The organism is Methanobrevibacter sp. (genome assembly GCF_017940815.1).
Taxonomy (GTDB): Archaea; Methanobacteriota; Methanobacteria; order Methanobacteriales; family Methanobacteriaceae; genus Methanocatella.
This window is the reverse complement of the sequence record NZ_JAGAXX010000031.1, coordinates 1-19,347: the sequence shown is the minus strand read 5'-3', so window position 1 is coordinate 19,347 and position 19,347 is coordinate 1. Positions and strand designations below refer to the sequence as shown.

The 19,347-nt window shown below is 34.7% G+C and carries 18 protein-coding genes; 9 read left to right on the top strand and 9 right to left on the bottom strand.

Going from position 1 to position 19,347, the window contains the following annotated elements:
* From ILA26_RS04360 to ILA26_RS04350, 3 genes are all read right to left on the bottom strand, one after another.
* Positions 1-214 (bottom strand): hypothetical protein (locus tag ILA26_RS04360; protein WP_292894452.1); only part of this gene is annotated, 214 nt, incomplete at its 3' end.
* A gap of 155 nt (positions 215-369) precedes the next feature.
* Positions 370-1,524: a glycosyltransferase 61 family protein gene (locus ILA26_RS04355; protein ID WP_292894449.1), complete on the bottom strand. Its 1,155-nt coding sequence runs from the start codon at positions 1,522-1,524 to the stop codon at positions 370-372.
* A 91-nt stretch (positions 1,525-1,615) separates the two neighbouring features.
* On the bottom strand, positions 1,616-1,978 hold the full coding sequence (locus ILA26_RS04350) for a hypothetical protein (RefSeq protein WP_292894446.1): 363 nt from the start codon (positions 1,976-1,978) through the stop codon (positions 1,616-1,618).
* A gap of 121 nt (positions 1,979-2,099) precedes the next feature.
* Between ILA26_RS04350 and ILA26_RS04345 the strand changes: the two genes are divergently transcribed.
* From ILA26_RS04345 to ILA26_RS04335, 3 genes are all read left to right on the top strand, one after another.
* Positions 2,100-2,705, top strand: coding sequence for a carboxypeptidase-like regulatory domain-containing protein (locus tag ILA26_RS04345; RefSeq protein WP_292894444.1), 606 nt, complete (start codon positions 2,100-2,102; stop codon positions 2,703-2,705).
* A 12-nt stretch (positions 2,706-2,717) separates the two neighbouring features.
* A complete protein-coding gene (locus ILA26_RS04340) occupies positions 2,718-3,782 on the top strand; it encodes a hypothetical protein (RefSeq protein WP_292894441.1) in 1,065 nt (354 codons plus the stop codon).
* 144 nt (positions 3,783-3,926) lie between these two features.
* Positions 3,927-5,846 carry a peptidoglycan-binding protein gene (locus tag ILA26_RS04335; protein ID WP_292894438.1) on the top strand — a complete coding sequence of 640 codons (1,920 nt, stop codon included), beginning with the start codon at positions 3,927-3,929 and terminating at the stop codon, positions 5,844-5,846.
* 438 nt (positions 5,847-6,284) lie between these two features.
* Here ILA26_RS04335 and ILA26_RS04330 read toward each other — a convergent pair whose 3' ends face one another.
* From ILA26_RS04330 to ILA26_RS04315, 4 genes are all read right to left on the bottom strand, one after another.
* Positions 6,285-6,644 carry a hypothetical protein gene (locus ILA26_RS04330; RefSeq protein ID WP_292894435.1) on the bottom strand — a complete coding sequence of 120 codons (360 nt, stop codon included), beginning with the start codon at positions 6,642-6,644 and terminating at the stop codon, positions 6,285-6,287.
* 17 nt (positions 6,645-6,661) lie between these two features.
* Positions 6,662-7,042 carry a hypothetical protein gene (locus ILA26_RS04325; RefSeq protein ID WP_292894432.1) on the bottom strand — a complete coding sequence of 127 codons (381 nt, stop codon included), beginning with the start codon at positions 7,040-7,042 and terminating at the stop codon, positions 6,662-6,664.
* A 240-nt stretch (positions 7,043-7,282) separates the two neighbouring features.
* Positions 7,283-7,897: a zinc ribbon domain-containing protein gene (locus tag ILA26_RS04320; RefSeq protein WP_292894429.1), complete on the bottom strand. Its 615-nt coding sequence runs from the start codon at positions 7,895-7,897 to the stop codon at positions 7,283-7,285.
* Between the two features lie 9 nt (positions 7,898-7,906).
* Positions 7,907-8,554: a zinc ribbon domain-containing protein gene (locus ILA26_RS04315; RefSeq protein WP_292894426.1), complete on the bottom strand. Its 648-nt coding sequence runs from the start codon at positions 8,552-8,554 to the stop codon at positions 7,907-7,909.
* Between the two features lie 165 nt (positions 8,555-8,719).
* Here ILA26_RS04315 and ILA26_RS04310 point away from each other — a divergent pair, with 165 nt between their 5' ends.
* From ILA26_RS04310 to ILA26_RS04285, 6 genes are all read left to right on the top strand, one after another.
* Positions 8,720-10,516, top strand: coding sequence for a hypothetical protein (locus tag ILA26_RS04310; protein ID WP_292894423.1), 1,797 nt, complete (start codon positions 8,720-8,722; stop codon positions 10,514-10,516).
* Between the two features lie 7 nt (positions 10,517-10,523).
* On the top strand, positions 10,524-12,401 hold the full coding sequence (locus ILA26_RS04305) for a DUF2357 domain-containing protein (protein WP_292894420.1): 1,878 nt from the start codon (positions 10,524-10,526) through the stop codon (positions 12,399-12,401).
* Between the two features lie 47 nt (positions 12,402-12,448).
* A complete protein-coding gene (locus ILA26_RS04300; RefSeq protein WP_292894417.1) occupies positions 12,449-12,841 on the top strand; it encodes a (deoxy)nucleoside triphosphate pyrophosphohydrolase in 393 nt (130 codons plus the stop codon).
* 1 nt (position 12,842) lies between these two features.
* A complete protein-coding gene (locus ILA26_RS04295) occupies positions 12,843-12,995 on the top strand; it encodes a hypothetical protein (protein ID WP_292894414.1) in 153 nt (50 codons plus the stop codon).
* Positions 12,992-15,937 carry a DEAD/DEAH box helicase gene (locus ILA26_RS04290; protein ID WP_292894411.1) on the top strand — a complete coding sequence of 982 codons (2,946 nt, stop codon included), beginning with the start codon at positions 12,992-12,994 and terminating at the stop codon, positions 15,935-15,937. The genes ILA26_RS04295 and ILA26_RS04290 overlap by 4 nt, the downstream gene beginning before the upstream one ends.
* A gap of 1,165 nt (positions 15,938-17,102) precedes the next feature.
* Positions 17,103-17,282 carry a hypothetical protein gene (locus tag ILA26_RS04285; RefSeq protein ID WP_292894408.1) on the top strand — a complete coding sequence of 60 codons (180 nt, stop codon included), beginning with the start codon at positions 17,103-17,105 and terminating at the stop codon, positions 17,280-17,282.
* Between the two features lie 58 nt (positions 17,283-17,340).
* Here the strand turns inward: ILA26_RS04285 and ILA26_RS04280 are convergent, their stop codons facing one another.
* Both ILA26_RS04280 and ILA26_RS04275 read right to left on the bottom strand, forming a co-directional pair.
* Positions 17,341-17,994, bottom strand: a complete 654-nt coding sequence (locus ILA26_RS04280) for a zinc-ribbon domain-containing protein (protein WP_292894406.1) — start codon at positions 17,992-17,994, stop codon at positions 17,341-17,343.
* 1,028 nt (positions 17,995-19,022) lie between these two features.
* The gene (locus ILA26_RS04275) at positions 19,023-19,187 is read right to left on the bottom strand and encodes a hypothetical protein (RefSeq protein WP_292894404.1); all 165 of its coding nucleotides are present in this window, start codon (positions 19,185-19,187) and stop codon (positions 19,023-19,025) included.
* Between the last annotated feature and the right edge of the window lie 160 nt (positions 19,188-19,347).

Sequence of the window (19,347 nt, the reverse complement as noted above, 5' to 3'; positions counted from 1 at the left end):
GAGTTCTTACGATTTTTTGTGTGTAATTACGGTTGATTTTACATGTTTTACCTATTCCAAATTCTTTGACTAGGTTTTCACGGTAAATACTGTATTCTAATGTTTTGTTGAATACATAACCGGCTGCCCGTAAATTGAAATTCAATTCCCCTTCTAAATCCTCATCAGGGACAAACTCAATCTTATCGGTCAAAATAAAAGTTTTATCAACCATATTATATTCCTCACACTTTTTTAGACAAAGATCTCATTAATTTTTTTGATTAATTTCAAAAAAATGTTTTCTTTTCTTATAACAACTTATATACATTTATAATAAATAGAGTTTATCTAAGAGCATTTGGAAAGTAATACAGCATATTTTTTATTTTACAAAAAAAATTCTAAAAATTCAACAACACTCTTAAAAGTGCAATTCATCTCCGGCTTAAAGAAGCCGGAGAATTCTTGCACAATAATGTTAAAATCATGATCACGGGCATATTGTGATAAATGACTGGTATATGACAATAGGAATGGGCCGAATCCCATAGTAACCGGCATGCAGGCTTCAAAGGCATCCACATAAGTCACATCCAGTTTTCTGATAAGATTTATGTCGCGCTGAACCATATTCTTGATATAGGCCTTATTGATGATTGTCAATTTTTTCCCGTTTTGGGCAAAAAGCATGTTATGTGTCAGAGAACCTGAAATGGCAGCTATCTCATTAGCGTTTCTGATTATTTCTATCTGCTCGTCAAGGGAGTGCTCTTCCGGGTATATGACTTTATAGCCATTGGATTTGAATAGATTTTCAATTGACTCTTCACCGATTTCCTTTTCCTTGGCTGTGGGAAAATGCAGTCTGGAAAAATAAACCTTGTCATAGGTTTTTCCGGTAGCTTTAATTTTATCCGCCACATGATCAAAGGTGTCCAAATAGGAATCTGAAAAATAACTGTTTGTCTGATAGGAACATTCGGGAACAATGACTTTTCTGAATCTTGTAATTTCATTGACAAACATGGTGTTTTCATTATTGATTCCCAAAAGTTCCAGGAATCGGAAAATATTCGGGTGCAAGTCCAGTTTCTGATTTTCCTTTATAAAAAAAGCATATTTTATGTCCCGGTTTTCATACCGGTTGACAATCCATAATCTTGTGGCGAAATCCACAATGAAATGGCCCCAATGATCTTGAATGAATCCCAGATAAACAACTTCCTCATCAATATAATCCACATTTTCACAGTCAAACTCATATCCGTGATTGACATAGCTTTCCAAAATTCGGTCCTCTTCTTTTTGAGGATATGAAATCACGCCCGCTCTTGAAAGAATTGCTGATTCATTAATGTAATTCATATTCTCGTCAACAACCCCTCCACAGCCAAAAAGATGATTCGGTTTATATATTAAAGGTAAAATGTATGCATTGTCCAATTCTATTATTTTAAGGTCATCCCTCTTGTCTATCTCTTCGCTCATTATCCTTTTATAGATTTCTTTATCAAATGGGTATGAATATGGAAATTCTGTCAAAATTATTACCCCTTACATTAATATGGTATGATTAATGTTAGTTTTTGGGATTTATTCAATATATATTTTATTGGTGATGGTTTTTTAGGGATTAAACCCATTTGATTTTATAGTATAAATGTCCGTCTCCTGCACTGTTTCTTAGTTTGCAGAAATTCCATCCTTTTTTACCAAAATCATCAGGATAGTCGGTATGATACAGGCGGAATATGTGTCCACCTTTCTTTTTAGTGGTGTCGTATATTTTATCTCCATAATATTTTGAATCTTTCTTGTTTTTCTTAAGTTTTGCCTTGTATTTGTGGCCTTTATATTTGAATTTGGCCTTATAATATTTTTTAACCTTCTTGATTTTTGCAACATGCTTTGCCTCAACAGGCTCGCAGGCGAATGCGCAAACCATGCCCACTATGAAAATTGCTAAAATCGCAAGGATCAGTAGTTTCTTATTCATTTTATCTCCTCTTTTTTTCTGAAAGATTTTTTCTTGTAAAAAAAATACTTGTCGTTATATGTTATATTGGCACTACTGATTTATATCCTTTTAACCACAATATTATAATAATGGTGAAATTATGGAGAAAAATAAGATTATACTCATCGGATTGATTGTTGTCATTGTTGTTGCAATTGCGGCGGTGTTTGGATTCATGATGCTGTCTCCGCAAAAGGAAGCATCAGAATTGATGATAACAAGCAATTCAACTATTTACAGTGGAGATAATGTCTCCGTTGAATTGAAGGATTCGGGCAAAGCACCAATCGCCAACGAGTTCGTCAACATTTTGGTTTGCGATTCAACAGGTAAGGTTGTCACAAATGAGACTGTTAGGACAAATTCAAGTGGAAATGCCAATCTGGCCTTGAGCCTTGATGAAGGAAGCTATGACGTTACCGTCAGCTTTGGGGGAAATGACAACTTCACTGGAAACAACACTTCCCAAAACATTGAAATCAAGGAGGAACCTGTGGAAATACAGCAGACATCAAGTTCTCAGCACACTAGTCAATCCTCATCTTCAAAAAGCTCTTCTGACAGTTATGGTCCGGAAGTTGACTCTGGAGGAATCACACGTAAGGAGGCTAAAAAGTATGGTTATACCTACACTTCAGAGCATGGTGGTCACTATATAGGATCAAATGATGCATGGGATGAGGAAGCAGGAGTTTATCATGATTAATGGAGGAATTAGATGAAAAGAAAATATTTGATTATTTCATTGGTTTTGTTTGTATTCTTGGTGTCTGTCACTTCTGTCTGTGCACAGGACAATGGTACAGACATTATGGGTCAGGTCGTTGATGATGAGAATGTAATGGCCGTAAGCAATGAGGATGAAAAGCTGGAGAAAACCTACTTCTATGATGCCAATGTGGACGAATCATATGTGGATGACACGGTCGTAACTCATAATGTGGTGAAATATTACGGGGATGAAGACACAAAATTCAAGGTTAAGGTATATGATGAGGATTACTATCCTGAAGAGGGAGTGTATGTATCATTCCGTATTGACTTTGGAAACTATAAGGAAAAGACAACCAACAGCAATGGAATTGTATACTTCCCATTGAACTATGATGTAGGTGAGCATTCTGTTGAAACATACATCGAGTCAGACGATGGCAGAAGCTACTGGAGCGCAGACAATACGGTAACAATCAAATCCACAATACCAACAAAGGAGCTTGTGAAGTATTCGACAAGCCATAAGAAGTTCAAAATCAGGTTCCTGGACACCAAGGGCCATGCCCTTAAAAACAAGGTTGTGAAGATCAAGAAGAACGGCTACTGGTACAAGTTCAAGACCAACAGCAAGGGATACATTAAAATCCGAAGCACATTCAAGGTCGGAAAACACAAGATAACTGCCTACAATCCTGTTTCCAAGGAGAAAAGAAAGATTTCCGTTGTGGTCTTGAAGAAGGGAACTCACAAGGTCAATGTGAAGTTTCACAAATCGGAATCTGGTGCAGGGGTGAAGAAACTGAAGAATGGTGATGGATTGTATACAATCTATTCGACAAAATATGGACAATATTATCCTGGAGCTTATGTACAAGGGTTTTCCAGTGGAATTGAACTTCCAAAACACACAAAAATCATAAAGGCCAAATTCTTCTTCAAGAACAAGAAGACCGGAAAGGTCATCACCAAGACATCCAAGAATGGAGGCTATGCAATCAATGTAAATCTTGTAAACGGCTACATTCCGTATAAGGTCACTGTCTGGTATAAGGACAAAATCAAGGCTTAAACATTTAAATAAAATCAGTCATCCCCTTGATGGCTGATTATTCAATTATTTTTATTCAAATCGCCTTATGGCATTTATTTTTTACGCTATATTTATATATCTCTCGTGATAAACCTTCAATCATAATTCCAATAGGGAGGGATTATGGAAATGAAGTTTAAAAAGAGCTTTTCAACATTAATATTGCTCCTTTGCGTTCTGTTCACCATGACCTGTGCCTTTGCAGGTGATGTGAATGACACAATGGCGGTCAGTTTGGACAATTCGCAAATGGAAATGTCACAAGATGATGAGAACAGTGAAGTCATTTTCGCTGATGAGACTCAACCAATCGGTGAAACTGATGATGGAACATTTGCAGCTTTGGAAAGCAAAATCTATGCGGGCTACGGTTCAACAATAACATTGGAAAACAATTATACATATGAAGGTTTTGGATACACCAACGGAATCCCGATTGTTGACGACATTACCATTGACGGTAAAGGTCACACTATCGATGCCGACGGCAAGGCAAGAATATTCGATGTTCAGTATGGTGACGTGACACTTAAAAACATAGTTTTCAAAAATGGATATCAAAGCTTCTTTTTCGGAGGGGGAGCTGTTCGCGTTAAGACAATTGACTGTGTTATTGACAACTGCACATTCATTGACAATTCAGCCCCTAAAGGAGGAGCCATTGAATATCAGGGAGGATGGAACAATGTGACTAACTGCACTTTCATAGGCAACTATGCCGAACAGGGTGGAAGTGCCATATATTTGGGTACCGCCAATTGCATGTCAATTTCAAGATGCCTGTTCATAGGAAATGACATTGTAGGATCTCAGGCTGATTCGTCTAAAATCAATAACAACATTTTCATCTTTTCAGGTGCTTCTTTCGACTTTACATTCAATCTCGACTTAAACAACAACTGGTTTGGAAACAATGCTTATTATTATGATGAAGCGCCACAGGATAACATTAACGCCTGGCTGTTTTTAAATGCAACAGCTGAACCTGATGAAATTCCACTTTCAGGCACTTCAGATGTCACATTCAAGCTGTACTTATATAACGCATCTTCCGGTAAAGTCTTAGACTATGACAATTCCCTGTTGCCTGAGTTTCTCATGACACTCTTTGCCTCCAACGGGAAACTCAGTGATTATGAAAACGTCACCCTCGGCCAAAAAGTCCAGTTCACAGGAACCGCTCTTGGAGTTGGAACAGTCAGTGTGGTGATGGATGATTATTCATTTGAAATTGAAATTCCAATCACACAGATGAAAACAGAGATTGCAGCCGATGACGTAACCTCCTCATACAATGACAACAAAAACCTTGTCATAACCTTAAAGGACGCAAACGGCAAGCCTGTGGCAGGAGCTAGCATAAGCGTTGACTTGAAAGGTGTTAAAAAATACACAACCGATGCAAAAGGACAGGTTAAGGTGTCAACCAAGGGCCTTGCTCCGGATAAGTATGTGGCAAAGATTGCATTTGCGGGAAATGACAACTATACTGCATCATCAAAAGAGGTTAAGGTCACAGTCAACAAACTGGCATCAAAAATAACCGCCAAGGTAAAAACCTTCAAAACCACTGTTAAAACCAAGAAATTCACTGTAACATTGAAGGATGAGACCGGTAAATCAATCAAAAAAGCCCAAGTTACATTGATAGTCAACGGTGAGACATACAAGGCCACAACCAACAGCAAGGGCAAGGCGACCTTCAAGATTGCCAAGTTGACCAAGAAGGGAACCTACAAGGCAACAGTCACATTCAAGGGTGATGCATACTACAAGAAGGCAACCAAGAAAGTGAATATTAAGGTCAAGGCAGCCTTCAAGACAGTTTCCAAAGGAAGCAAGGACAAGGCAACAGCCAAAAAGATTCAAAGGGCACTGAAAAAGAACGGATACTATCTGTCATACAAGGGCCACTACCTAATGGTTGACGGAATCTACCATGACTGCACTGTCAGGGCCGTCAAGCAGTTCCAAAAAGCCAATGGACTGAAAGTGACCGGTAAGGTTGACGAGAAAACAGCATTGAAACTTAAAATAATTTAATGGATGACTATCATCCATCTTTTTTCTTTTTTTAGACACTTCCATTGCCTGAACTCTGATGAAGTGGGATTTAAGCAAATTCATCTTTAATCTCATGATTTTTGAATGTAATTTATTTACAGTCAAAATCCAGGAGGATTTCTCACAGACTCTCCAAGCGCAGAGCAGGTAAAGGCGATTGGAAGAAAGCTGAACGGGGCAGGCGGAAAGGACCTTATGCTCAGGGCGCATGGAATCTTTTCAGCAAATGCGCCGGGTCCGGGATTGGCCCGTAACCTGGAGAGGGTATGGGACGGCATTGGAAGTTGGAGTGGATAATTCTTGTTATTATTCAATCAACGGTTAACATCCTGTAACTGATAGGATTAATGTTTAAGTTATATGATAATCGTTTAAGAAAAAAAGAAAAAATTGGAGGATTTGATCCTCTGGAATAGATTATTGGTACATGTTTAGTCTTACTTTAGTCACTGGTTTTTTGTGGCCGAGCTTGTTGCACACTTTCCATGTTTTGGTGTTTTTGGCAACAGTGTTCCAGCCTTTATAAACAGGGCTTTGACTTGGTCCTTTCCAGACAGTGGCAATGTATTTGCCCTTTTTGCCTTGGTAGTCCCCAGTGCTTCTTTTGTATTTGCATTTTACTTTAACTTTCTTTTTACCGTCTTTTATGGTGACAGTCAATGATTTCTTTCCCTTATATTTCTTTGCGTGGGCAGGTTCTGCAAATGTGACGCTTAAAGTCATTCCGACAATGAATATTGCAAGAATCGCCAGTACGATTTTTGTTTGTCTGTTCATGTTTATTCTCCTTTATTTTAGTGATGTAATTTTACTTTGGTGACTGGATGGTGCCTGTTGTGTTCAGCACCAGTTTTGGCCCAGTCTTCCATTCCGCCGTTTGTTGCTGAAGTCCACCATCCTTTTTTACCAAATTGCATGCCATTCTTTTTCTCGTAGAATACGGATACGTCGTATCTTTTACCATTTTTATATTTATGTCCTAAATATGATTTATAACCTTTTTTATATTTGCATTTAACTTTAATGGTCTTTTTACCATCTTTCACTTTTACAGTGATGCTTTTTTTATTCTTATATTTCTTTGCGTGGGCAGGTTCTGCAAATGCGACGCTTAACGTCATTCCGACAATGAATATTGCAAGAACGGCCAATACAATTTTGGTTTGTTTGTTCATAGTTTAACCTCATCTTATTAACATATTATATTTATATTGCATGTGCTTTTAAAGTTTCTCTTTTTGGTTATAGCATGAACATTTGAGCAGATTTTTTCTTCTGAGGTGTTTTACTAGCTTATTGTTCATTTTTAACTTATATATTGTGATAGTTTCTGGACATTGAATAAAAAAATGTGCTTTTCATGGGATTTATGGAAATAAAAAAAGATTGTGGTGATGGGTTTTAAAAACATTTAATCATTTGGGTATATCTATCTGATTGAAGAGGTTTTCTTCAGATACCATAATTATAATATTTTCATTGTTTTCATTATATGAAAATGCGGCGCCTCCATCTTCAAATCTGTTCAGATAACCGTCCCTTTCATATTTTGTTTCTTTAGTGCCTCCAAGGCTTGCCAACATGACATTCCCATCATCGTTGGTTGATATTGGCATAACCAGAATCTGGATATATTTTCCATCTGGGGTGTCCCAATACTTATTGGTTCCAGCAAATTGTTTATCATCGCTTTTTTCATCATTCAATTTGAAATCAGCAGGTATGTTTAATGTGATGTCGCCAACACTAATTTCTTGCTTTTCAACAGTCTGGTTGATGATTGTTTGACCTAGGAAAAGTAAAACAATCAGGGCAATAATCACAACCGGTATTATAAGTAGTTTTTTATTTTTAAGGATACTTTCCTTTTCTTTCAGTCTCCATCCGCACTCTTCACAGAAATTTCCACTTTTATCAATGTTTGATCCGCAGTTTGGACATAAATGACTGTTTATTCTAGTTCCGCATTTGGTGCAAAATTCAGCATTCTCTTTAAGTTTCGCACCACATTCAGTACAGTATTCATCCATAAAATCCCTCTAATCTAAGCTGTATGTTGAGTCTATCTCAACGGAATTCAACATCTTCTTCATGACTTCCTCGTTTCCTCCGATTATGTCGACTTTCATTCCTCCAACTTCACGAATCATATAAAGGCCATCTTCACCATTGGCATCTCTGTAGATGCTGATGTCTCCGTCTTGTCTGTCAAGGATAAAGGATGACGGTGCACCTTTGCCGATTGTGGTTGAAAATGTAATTGTGAATGCATCATGGGAATATTTTCCCGTATTCTTGTACATTACAAATCCTCCAACGCCATAATCAGGCAGTGAATTGCTTTCAACAAAGTTGGAGCCTACTGGAACAAGCATGGTGATTCCTCCGAAATCCTTGTTTCCCAGGGGGATGTCATTACTTGTAAACGCTCCGCTTAAAAGCAATCCTACAAGAATTATTATTCCAATGCCTAAAGCAATTATTATTTTGTGCTCTTTTTTGATTGAAGCAGTTTTGGGCTTGAGACCTTCTCCACATTTGCTGCAGAATTCTTCATCTGCTTCAATTTCGTTTCCACATTTTGGACAACAATTATTTGTTTTCGTTTCTAATTTTTCTCCACATTCTGGACAAAACTTGGCATTGTTTGTTATTTTTGTGCCACAATTTGTACAGTATTCCTCCATCAGTTCACCTCTAAATGAATATATATTTGTAATAATTTATATCTTTTTAAACACAATGTGCAATCTGAAATGAAAATTTTTTACTAGTTAACGATCGACATTTTTTAATATTTGGTTATATATAAAATGTATTAATCAAGTCAATATTGTTTTGGATGTGTTTTTATGTCTGAAAATGTACAGGTAGGTTCGTTTTATAAATATTTGATAGATCAAGGATATTATTTTGACAAGGAATTAATTGAAAATTATCTTTTATCCTTAAAAGTTAAGCCATTTGAAATACTTACTGGAAATTCTGGTACTGGTAAAACAAAATTATCTCAATTATTTGCCTTATTTTTAATTAATGATGTGGGAAATAATTCTCCTAAAGTTATTGAACATGGAAAATATTTTAAAGTAAAAGCTAAAACTAATTATTCCTCTTGGAAAAGTATGGGTTGGACTGTTGCAAAGGACGATTTTGAAAAAATATTGCCTATTAGGAATTGTGAAGTTAATTTTGATTTATTAGTTGATGACATTCCTGCAGAAGGGCATATTGATATAGTTTGTCAGTTATATTATTCAAATACTAAATTACAGCAGTATTTTAAAAAGTTATATGAAAAAGACGACAAGATGATTGTTGACATGTTTGTTAATTGTTCTGATATTAAAAAAATATCTGATGATTATGAACCAACTAATGGATCAATAATTTTAACTCAAAAAGCTAATAAAACTGCTGCAAAAGATAGGCAGTGGATGTTAAATTCTTCTTTTTTTAAATATCTTCCATTTAAAAATGGTTATATTAACTGTGAAATTATGGTGGATGATTTCACATCTGATGCCAGATTTAGAGTCTTGCCAAGATTCACATTTAAAAACAATCCAAGACTGCAATCTTATTTAAATACAAACATGGGTAAAGAAGTAAAGATAGAACTTAAAATTGATAACTTTGATTTTGAAGGTTTTGTTCCTGAATTTAACTGTGACAAATCTAAAGAAAAAACAGAAACAACTTTACTGGAATATGATAAAAAAGATCCAAGATATCAAATAGTTCCAGTTGGAGCTAACTGGACAGATAACACTAACATTGTTGGATATTATAATGTAATCACAGAGGGTTACCAATCAACCCCTGCATATGAATTAATTAAACAAGCTCAAAAAGACCCTGAAAATCCTTATTTCCTAATATTAGATGAGATGAACCTTTCTCATGTTGAACGATATTTTGCTGATTTCCTTTCAGCTATTGAAAGCGGTGAAGAAATTCCATTATATGGTAATAACCAAACCTTAAAACTTCCAGATAACCTATTTATAATCGGAACTGTTAATGTTGATGAAACAACATACATGTTCTCTCCAAAAGTATTGGACAGAGCTAACACTATCGAATTTGAGACCGTATCCGCATGGAATTATATGTCTTCAAGCAATAACTCAGGTGATTTCGAGGGAGACATTGGTTATCTTCAAGATCCTTTAAGAGATTCGGATATTTCAAATTTAAATATTGAAGATTTAAAAGATATTTTTTCAGGAATCACTTTTGAAGGGGATAATCTATGGGATACTTTGGCTATGGAGCTTACTGCTTTTCAGGAAACTCTTAAAGGTTCAGGTTTTGACTTTGGTTTTAGAGTAATCAATGAGATTTTAAGATTCATGGTCGTTGCATGGAGATATGAAAACTCCCCAAGAGAATGGAATAACTGGGTGAGATACTTTGATGCTCAAATCAAGCAAAAAATACTTCCAAAACTTCACGGGTCTGAAAAAGCTATTGGTAATGTTTTAACTAACTTATTTAACATTTGTTTGATTGACAGGAATAATAATGAAAATCCTAAAAATACAATTGTCAATAAGGATGATTGCAGATACTACACTTCAGCTTTAAAGCTAAAAGACATGGCTAAAGTATTGTCTGATCAAAGATATGTTTCATTTATTAATTAAGATTTAAATGATTGAGCAAAATGTTATTATCTATTTAACTGATGAAGATTCAATTGATTTAGGAACATTAACAGTAAGTTCACTAGATTACGTTGGGAATGATAAATCCAATATTAATATTTTACATTCCATAACATTAGATAATGTTCCGATTGTTGATGAACCAGATAATCAAACTCCTATTCAGTATTGTCCAGATATTGGGGCTAATTTTGCCAAGTTAATGTTTTTAGAAGAAACTGAATATCAGATATTATTCGAATCAAATGATGCCAAAGCTAGTTTTGATGTATTATATTCATTAACTAAAATAAATGACAATCATTTTAAGCCATTTAGATTTGAATTAGGAGACAATAAACAATATAAAATTGCTGGAACCCTTAATTTTAGAAGTTATGTTGGTAAATCATTTTTGGATGTTAGAAAAGAGGGGATCAATTCAGTTAAAATTCCAATTGAAGTCAGGTCTAAAAAGATAGATTACTTTAATCAATACTCTGCAATGATAGCGGATTTATCACAGCATTCATTAAGTTTGATATTTGAAGTCAACTCTCCATTATATCAGGAATTTGAGCTTGATTATCGCCAAAAAGAAACATATTATGAAGATTTCATGTTTTTGGAGTATCTGTTTAGAGAAGATAATTTACCCTCAATATTTGAGTATTTATCTAAAAACTTACATTCGCAACTTAAAAACAATATTGAAACGATTCATATTTCATTCGCGTCAAATGTTAATCAATATACTTTAAAAAACATTATTTCAAAACCAAATAAATTATCCAAATCCAAAGCGGACTTTGAAATAGTTCGCAAGTTAAAAGGTTACATTCCCTTGGAAATTGACCAAACAAAACATGAGGATATCATTGACATTCCAGAAAACAGATTTTTCAAATACTTTTTAGAGTTAATTCAAGATTTGGTTGAAAAATTACTTGAAAATTCAAAGGAAGGTTACATTAACGATAAACTATTGTCATTTAGGGATGAAATCGAGTATTATCTCTCAAATAAATTCTTCAATCATATTTCAACAATGGAATATGTTCCATTTAACTCACAGATTCTGCAGAAAAAAGAAGGTTACAGAGAAATTTTCCAATACTTCCTAATGCTTGAATTTTCATTCAGATTGAGTTGGGATGAAATCAACAATCAATTCAAAGGATTTGAAAAGAAATTATCAGAATTATATGAATACTGGTGTTACTTTAAGATATTGAAAGTTTTAAATGATTTAAGTGTTAAAAAAATTAGTTTCGAAGATGTATTTAAGATTAACAAGGATAACTGGTCAATAAGTATTAAAAAGGGAGTTCAGTCTAGAAAAAGGTTCTATTTGAATTTATATGAACATGATATTGAAATCGAGTTATTTTACAATTTGAGATTTTCAGATGGTTCACAATATAGATCATATTCATTGGCATTTAAACCGGATTATACTTTACTTGTTAAAATAAATGGTGAGATTAATTATATTCATTTTGATGCTAAATACCGTTCTGAATTGGAAATAGTTAATTTTTATGAAACTATCAATTCTGATAATGAATTGGATAAGGAAATTGATGAAAGGGATGCTCTTGAAGAAAAGGAATATGTTTTCAAGGATGGGGATATTTACAAAATGCATACTTATAAGGATTCAATTTTGATGACTGAAGGGTCATATGTGTTATATCCTGGAAATAAGACTAAACAATTCTTTCAGACAAATACAATAATCCCGTCTGTAGGTGCATTTTCTTTAACTCCTGGAAATGATGATGTTGAAGAAAATAATCTGGAAGTATTTATTAAAGAAGTTATTAAGACTTTATTGTATAATCAAGGTTTAATTACATTAGATTTTGACAGTTTGAATTATTAAACTATATAACGTAAGCTGCCCTATATTTAACCAGGAGAATATTAATCATGAAAACTTTAAATGTTGTTGCAGCCATTATCAAAAAGGACAATAAAATCCTTGCAACCAAAAGGGGTTACGGTGAGTTCATTAACATGTGGGAATTTCCAGGCGGAAAAATAGAAAACTCAGAAACAAAAGAAGAAGCACTAATTAGAGAAATTAAAGAAGAACTCGACTGCACAATAAAACCTACTAAATTTGCCTTAGATTTAGAATACCAATATCCTACTTTTTATCTCAAAATGTCCTGCTATGAATCTATCATCGAAGAGGGAACCCCAAAACTTCTAGAACACAACGATGCCAGATGGCTCACTAAAAATCAATTAGATGAGGTCAACTGGATTCCCGCAGACCTTCAAATCATTGACTACTTAAAAGAAACAATGGAGGATTAATATGGTAGACCAAAGAATAGAACTTGCAAAACAAAAACTAACCGAACTTGAATCCAAGCTTGAAAAGGTCAAAGGATCTCCAAGAGAAGAGGAATTTCAAATTCAAGTGGACAAACTCAAAGAACTAATTAAACACCTTGAAGAACAACAATGAACATTGAAGACATTCTAAATGGGGCCAGAACGGCGTTCATCGACAGCGACTACAACTCCAGTTCTGACTTTAGGCCCAAGCTGCTGTACAATGACAATGAGAATAAGGTCATCAATTCCATCAAGGATGAGCTTAGGGAATGTGAGGAGTTCATATTCTCATCTGCATTCATCACAATGGGTGGAATCACACCACTCCTAGAGGACTTTATCTATCTTGAAAAGCACAACATCAAAGGTAAAATCCTTACAACTGATTATTTATACTTTACAGAGCCTAAGGCATTAAAAAAACTGCAATCATTCAACAACATTGAGGTTAAATTGTATTCCCAGGAAAATGAGGGTTTCCACACCAAGGGATACATCTTCAAAAACAATGATTCATACAAGGCGATTGTTGGAAGCTCAAACCTGACCATGAATGCATTATCAGTCAACAAGGAATGGAACATTGAGTTCACCTCCCTGAATGAGGGGGAGATGCTCACAGATTTAATAAACGAGTTTGAAACTCTCTGGCAGGAAGCAGACGATTTAGGAGATGTCCTTCCTGAGTATGAGAAAATCTACAATGACAACAAGAACTTCAAGGAAATCCGCAAAATCACCAAAAAGCTAAAGGACACTCACATCAAGGATTTGACTCCAAACATCATGCAGGAGGAGTTTCTCTCAAACCTAAGAGATTTGATAAAACATGGCGAGAACCGTGCAATACTGGTTTCAGCCACAGGTACAGGTAAGACATATGCTTCAGCATTTGCGGTAAAGGATTTTAATCCTAAAAGATTTTTATTTTTGGTTCATAGGGAGCAGATTGCAAAGCAGTCAATCAACGCCTACAAGAACATTTTCCCGAATCATGAGGATTTTGGTCTCGTTTCAGGAACAAGCAAGCAATTCAATAAAAACTATGTCTTTGCAACAATCCAGACAATGTCAAAGGATGACATTTTCACCCAATACGACAGGAATCATTTTGACTATATCATAATCGACGAGGTGCACAAGGCGGGTGCTTTAAGCTATCAAAAGATTTTCCAATATTTCCAACCGAAATTCTGGCTTGGAATGACCGCTTCACCTGAACGTACCGATGGCTTCAACATATACGACCTATTCGACAACAACATTGCCCATGAAATCAGATTGCAGGAGGCATTGGAAGAGGATTTATTATGTCCGTTCCACTATTTTGGAATAACTGACGTTGAGTTTGAGGACAATACAATCGATGATGATTTTACAGACTTCAATTTATTAGCTTCCGAAAAGCGTGTCAACTATCTTCTGGAAAAGTCTGACTTTTACGGATATTCAGGAGACAGAAGAAAGGCACTTGTGTTCTGTTCACGCAAAAAAGAGGCGGAACTTTTAGCAAAAGAGTTCAACAAGCGTGGATATGCATCACAATTCCTGAGCGGTGACGACTCACAGGAAAAGCGTCTTGAGGCAATCGACAGGCTAACAAATGACGACAATCCACATAATCTAGAATTCATATTCACGGTAGACATCTTCAATGAGGGTGTTGACATTCCAGAAATCAACCAGGTGCTGTTGGTGAGACCTACAGAATCTCCAATCATCTTCATCCAGCAGCTCGGAAGGGGACTGAGAAAGTACCAGAACAAGGAATATGTTGTCATATTGGACTTTATCGGAAACTACAAGAACAACTTCATGATTCCTATTGCACTTTCAGGGGACAGGTCCTATGACAAGGATAAAATCAGAAAGTATCTTATGGAAGGAAACAAGATAATTCCAGGAGCTTCATCCATCAACTTTGATGAGATTTCACGTAAGCGTATATATGAGTCAATCAACAACACTTCCTTCTCAAGAAAGGCACTGTTTAAGGAAAAGTACAATCAATTAAAATACAAGTTGGGAAGAATCCCTTCATTATATGACTTCGCAATCAACGCAGAATTCAATCCTGAACTTATCCTAAATCACAAGGACTATCCGACTTACTACACATTCCTAAAGGATATCGATGACGACTACAATCGCGAGATTTCAGATGGGGAACTCGACTCATTGAAACTGATTTCAAAAAAACTCTTGAAGGGTATCAGGCCTCATGAGCTAATCATTCTCGAATGTCTAAAGTACAACAAGTATTTCACTGTTGGACAAATTGAGAAATGTTTAAAAGATAATTTTGGTTTGGAGAATCAATTCGACTCAGTCAGAGGAGCAATCAACTTCTTGAGCCTGAACTTTTACTTGAAGGAGAAAGGCGAAGGTTATCAGGCAAACACTATTACAAACGTGGTCGGTAATCCCGTCAATCTTTTCTTTAACTATGATGATGATGTCTTTAAAAACCTAAAAAACAACAAGGATTACAAGTTTGAAATATCTGACCACTTCAAAGCAAGCCTGTCAAATCCTGCATATTACGATCACCTGAATGACGCATTGAAATATGCATTCCACAAGTATGAGACAGTATATAAGTCAGACGACTCATTCAAGCTCTATGAGAAATACTCTCGTGAGGATGTTTTAAGAATTCTCAACTGGGACTACTTCATGAACGGACAGAACATTGGAGGGTACAAGATAAAGTACAATACTTGCCCTATATTTGTCACATACAACAAGTCAGAAGACATTTCAGAGACAATCAACTATGCTGACCATTTCATTGATAAGAACACATTCTCATGGATGAGTAGAAACAATCGTAGAACATCATCACCAGAATTGGAACCTTTGATTAACTATACTGACTTGGATGTTGAGCTATTCATTCAGAAAAATAATGATGAGGGTATAGAGTTTTATTATATTGGCAAATTAACTCCACTTAAATACAAACAGGTTTTTAGAAACATTAACGACAAGGATCAGCCTATTGTCAATTTCACATTTGAAATTTTAAGTGAAGTTAAAGACGAGCTTTACAGCTACTTTGTCAAGGATTAGTTTTCGTAATCTTAATAATGTTGCATATTATGTACGTAAATCGAATCTCTAAATATGATTCCTAAAAAAATAGATAGTTGTGCTTCCAGTATTTCATTTCCGGTAGCAACATTTCAATTTAATGATGATTGCAGATTTCTGCAGGTATGGTTTTTTGGTGATTAACTTTATCAATCGAGTTTTTTCATTTCGTCTCTTTTATTTCTTTCTTCTTTGATTATTTCATTACCTTCTTCACTCGTATAAATTTTCATAATCCAGTATCCTATCATATTTCTATCACTCTTATATTTTTTGTAAAATGGTTTTGGGCAAAATTGAATGTCATTTTGCCCCCTCCCAAATAATATTGTATTTAGGGAAATAACAATGATTTTATTTGGAGGAAATTGCTGTGAATAAATTCACAATACCTGAGGTTGAAATTTTTCCACGTTGCGTGGACGTCTTCATACCTCTTTATTAGGTATATTGAAGGCATTATATAAAGTTTTTCGAATGTAAGTGCTTACTTGCATTTAAAATGCTAAAAAAAGAGATTATTAATCTTATTTTAAAAAAATAGCATAGACTTGGCACATATTTTTAACACAGTAAAATGTTGGTTGTTGATGTGGTTTGGTGTCTAAAATAAGTTACGTATATTATGTCCTATAAGGTTCGTCCACTGAATGTTTTAAGTTAAATAAGTTGTTTATGATTAGAATATTGCTTTAATATTGTAAAATTACTCTTAATAATTCATTTATTAAATGATTTACTTTTTATTTTTAAAATAAAGGTTTATAATTTATATAAATTAATATAAACGAATTTAAAGATTGTTATGTTGCATCAATTCATAATCATCCAAAAAGTTTTTTGTCCGCACCGTCTGATATAAACTTTGGAATTTTTAACAGGAGCTTTGAAGATTATGAATTAATTGCAGGTTTTGATTCATTTTGGATTTTGAAAGCTAAAGGATTGCATAAACAGTTATTATATGAGTTAAATATGTATTCAAGAATCATTTCAGAGGCTTCACTTGAAGATTGCCTTTCTAGATATGCAGATTCGAAAATTATTAATAAAATGCACGATATCAAGTATGGGAATCAATTATTAAATTATATAAATAATAAAAACATAAATGATATACATATGTAAAAAGGAGTATGTTTCTATGGCTGATAATACAAATACTGCAGAATACTATTGCAAGAAGCTTCCTAGTCCTGAAGAAATAGAGCTCGCTCGCAAAAGGCAAGAAGACCCAAATATTCTGTCAGGTAAGGATAAGGTTTATGCATGGTATAAAATTATGGGTATGGAAATCGAGTATGATGAGATTTTTGCAGATTGAGGAATTTCAATACTGGGGGCATCTTATGCTCAATTCTCTTCATTAACTTGTGGGAATTTTAGCCCTCATAGAACTCCCCTTCATCATAGGTCCAATAGTCGCATACGCTGCATTGGTAATACGGGCGGCCGAACTCATCGTAATAGTCATACATATAGCTCGCATCGCTTCCGCAGGATGGACATTTTCCAAGCTTGACTGTAGGAACTAAATTTGAACTGCTTTTTTTCTTTGCCGCTTGTTCATCAGCCTTTTTCTGCTTTTCCAAATCCTTGTAATGTTTTTCAATAGTGTAGACGTAATTGTCAAATTCTCCGCCCTTCAGGTATCCATTGTGATTTTTATCGGCCTCATCAAAGATTTCTGACAGCTCGTCCTCGCCAATGTCAGGTGCATATCCGTCGGCCTCATCAAAAGTCAATGCTCCATCACAGTCCATGTCAATGGCATTGAAATCCTCCAGATGGCGAACGTCTGCCTCTTCGCTGTAGGAGTCAAGAGGCACTCCAAAAAAGATGTGTGGAATCATTCCGATGGTCCATAGGATCAGATAAACTACAATAACTATAACAATAATCTTAACGAATTTGTTGGAGCTTTTGAATCTTTCAAGAATGTTTGCAGAATTGGAAACGCTCAATTCGGCTCCGCAGTTTTGGCAAAACCTGCTTTCATCCTTATTTTCCTGCCCGCAGCGACTGCACCTTTTCATCTTGATACCTCAAATGCACATGATTCACACAAGGTTTAATCTATAACGGAGAATATTTATAGCTTTGGATGGTTCTGGCAATTAAGTAAAATTAGGATTTGGCGTTGGCTTTTAAAACAGGCAGCGTTAACTCAATATATTATAATGTATAAATTGGGAGGATATTCATTTGTGATTTGGGAAATATCGATTGTGATCCCAATCACAAGGGTTTCGTCTGGAAGTTTCCCGCCACTTTGAGCAGGACTTTTCAGACCTATTAAGTATTATATACAGAGTATTATATAAAGTTTTTCGAATGCAGGTGCTTACTTGCATCTTAAATGGTAAAAAAATCGAGTATGAAACTTATTTCAAGAAAATATTGTTAAATTTGAAATTATATGGTTAAAAAAGAGAATATATTAATTATTGCTTTTTATAAAAAGGGAGTTTTCATGCCGCCCGCATTGAATTATTTCAGGCAGGCAGCAGTTTAGGTTGATTTTTTTCAGTTTTTTTTGAATATAATTTTTATATATGTTTTTAGTATAATCTGATTTTTAATGAGAGGCTCATGTTTTCATCCCCATTATTTTATTGGTTTTTATTTAGTGTGAATTTTTATTGGTTAGTATAATCTGATTTTTAATGAGAGGCTCATGTTTCCATCCCCATTATTTTATTGGTTTTTATTTAGTGTGAATTTTTATTGGTTAGTATAACCTGATTTTTAATGAGATTCTCATGTTTTCATTAATATTGTACTAGTTATTTTTTTCAGATGGGTAGGTATTGAGTATGGTAAATACCTTCACATCTTGTTTTTTTTAAGAGAATGGTATATAATAGTCTATCCAAGACCATATATAAAGTTTTTCGCATGCAAGTGGTTGCTTGCATCGTTAAATAATAAAAAAATAGATTTTTAATCTTATTTTTAAAAAATAGTATGGAATTTAAGCTTATATATTTAACACGGCAAGGATAAGTGTTATTAATTTGTCTTCTACATATAATATTTGATGAATTTTTTGAGTTCTTGTGGTTTATTTGGCGAGTGTTTTTTCGATGAAGTCTTTGCTTACGTTTAGTGTTTCGATTATTTCTTCTGTTGTAAATCCTTTTTCGGTTAGTTTAATTATGATTTGTTTGTTGTTTTCATCTACTCTGTCTTGTGTATATTTTTGCGCATATCTTTCTACGTTTTCCATGTTTCCACCTGTGATTTCGTAGGGATGTTGGGTTTTTGTGGTTTATTTGGCGAGTGTTTTTTCGATGAAGTCTTTGCTTACGTTTAGTGTTTCGATTATTTCTTCTGTTGTAAATCCTTTTTCGGTTAGTTTAATTATGATTTGTTTGTTGTTTTCATCT